Consider the following 1,811-nt stretch of genomic DNA (forward strand, 5'->3'; position numbering starts at 1 on the left):
GTTCGAGAATCAGGAAGCCAGAGTGTCCTTCGTTCATGTGATAGACGCTCGGCTTGTGTCCTAACGCTTCGAGCGCGCGGAAGCCACCGATCCCAAGCATGATTTCCTGGTGAATCCGCGTATCGAGATCGCCACCGTATAGCGCATCGGTAATATCTTGGTCGTAGGCACTATTTGGCTCGATATTGGTATCGAGTAAGTACAGGGGGACGACACCGACTTGGACGCGCCACACGCGGGCGTACACCATCCGACCGGGGTATTCTACTGCTACCCGTAGCTCTGAACCATCGGGTTTGCGCTCTAACTGGACGGGGATATTATGAAAATCGTTAACAGGATAACGTTCTTGTTGCCAGCCTTCAGCGTTGAGGTACTGAGCAAAATAACCTTTTTGATATAACAAGCCAACTGCGACTAGGGGTAAACCCAAATCGCTAGCAGATTTGAGGTGATCTCCAGCAAGTACGCCCAAGCCGCCAGAATAAATCGGCAGACAGTCTACCAATCCAAATTCCGCACAGAAGTAAGCAAAGCACTCTTTACCAACTTTGTCGGCGCGCTTGTGCTTGTACCAACTGCGGTCGTGTAAATAGGCGTTGAGTTCTCCCAATGCCCGTTCCATGTGCGCTAGGAACCCATCATCAGCAGCGACTTCTTGTAGGCGAGACTGACTGACTCTAGCGAGTAAGGCGACTGGATTGTGACGAGTGGCTTCCCACAAGTCGCGATCGAGTCTTTTAAATAGTTCTTTAATTTCCGTATTCCAGTCCCAATACAGATTGTAGGCAAGCTGCCGTAGGGGTTCGAGGGAGGCTGGTAGGGAAGGAGAAACGTTGAATGTACGAATCGGCTGCATCAATAAACTTCCTCGGCAATTATTTCCTCAATCTCTTATTTTCACTCACCTTGGTCGGTCAGGACAACTTTCTCCACAATATCTTTACAAGTTACCGAGTGCTGATAAGGGACTCGTTGGCGTAGCCGCGCTCGCTGTAGGTTATCGAGCGAAATAGTTGAGTTTTTGGTGAAATAGAGGGACTCTATTTCAATTACTAATAATTCTATCGAGCGACAGTAATTCTGTCTGTCTAAATGGGTACAAATAAGAGAACGCAGTTGTCATCCTATTTTGCGGATTTTGAGACGATCGGTTCTAAGACTTTTGTCATAGATCTGACTCCAGCCAATATGCGGAAGCTGAGCGAATCTTGCCGCTCGTGAAACTAAACCGATTAAGATAATTAGTATGCTAAGACACACATCTCTGAACGCCTCACACTGTATGAAAACCAGTCAATGTTTGTCTGTCATCATGTTTGTCAGTGGGATCTGGGGCTTGTTAGATATCCAGTCTTCAGCGCGAGGTTTCAGTCTGAAGTTACCATTAGCTCAATCGGCGTTAGCTCGTTCTCCTCGCCCATCTGCTCCGGTCTTAGCTCAGAATTCGGCTCCGACTCAAACTGGTGTTGAGGTCAGCAAAGACTTAAGGTTGAAAGAAATCTCTGTCACTCGAAATAGTTCGGACAAATCGCTGCTGACTGTCACTGGGACGATCGATAATCGCAGCGAAAAAACTCACTATGTCTATTACATTGTGGCGAAGTTTATTTCCAAAGATATCTCGATCAAGCAAGCAATTATTCCGATCGATATCGATATCGCCCCTGGTAAATCTAAGCCATTTACCCATGAAATTTCGATCGACAGTAATAGCTCGATCGCACCTGAGAATGTCAAGCCGATGGTGGTTAAATATGAGTATCGCTAAACTAGTAGTCTAGAGCTTAAATCTAGTTACTATTTTGAGA

The 1,811-nt window shown here is 46.5% G+C and carries 2 protein-coding genes; one reads left to right on the top strand and one right to left on the bottom strand.

Annotation, left to right across the window (positions count from 1 at the left end):
• A partial coding sequence (glgP, locus tag RMO35_RS21520; protein WP_309744125.1) for an alpha-glucan family phosphorylase occupies positions 1 to 859 on the bottom strand: 859 nt, incomplete at its 3' end.
• Between the two features lie 426 nt (positions 860 to 1,285).
• On the opposite strand from glgP, the gene RMO35_RS21525 reads away from it, so the two are divergent.
• The gene (locus RMO35_RS21525; protein ID WP_309744127.1) at positions 1,286 to 1,771 is read left to right on the top strand and encodes a hypothetical protein; all 486 of its coding nucleotides are present in this window, start codon (positions 1,286 to 1,288) and stop codon (positions 1,769 to 1,771) included.
• Positions 1,772 to 1,811 lie beyond the last annotated feature (40 nt).

This window comes from Chamaesiphon sp. OTE_20_metabat_361 (genome assembly GCF_031364565.1).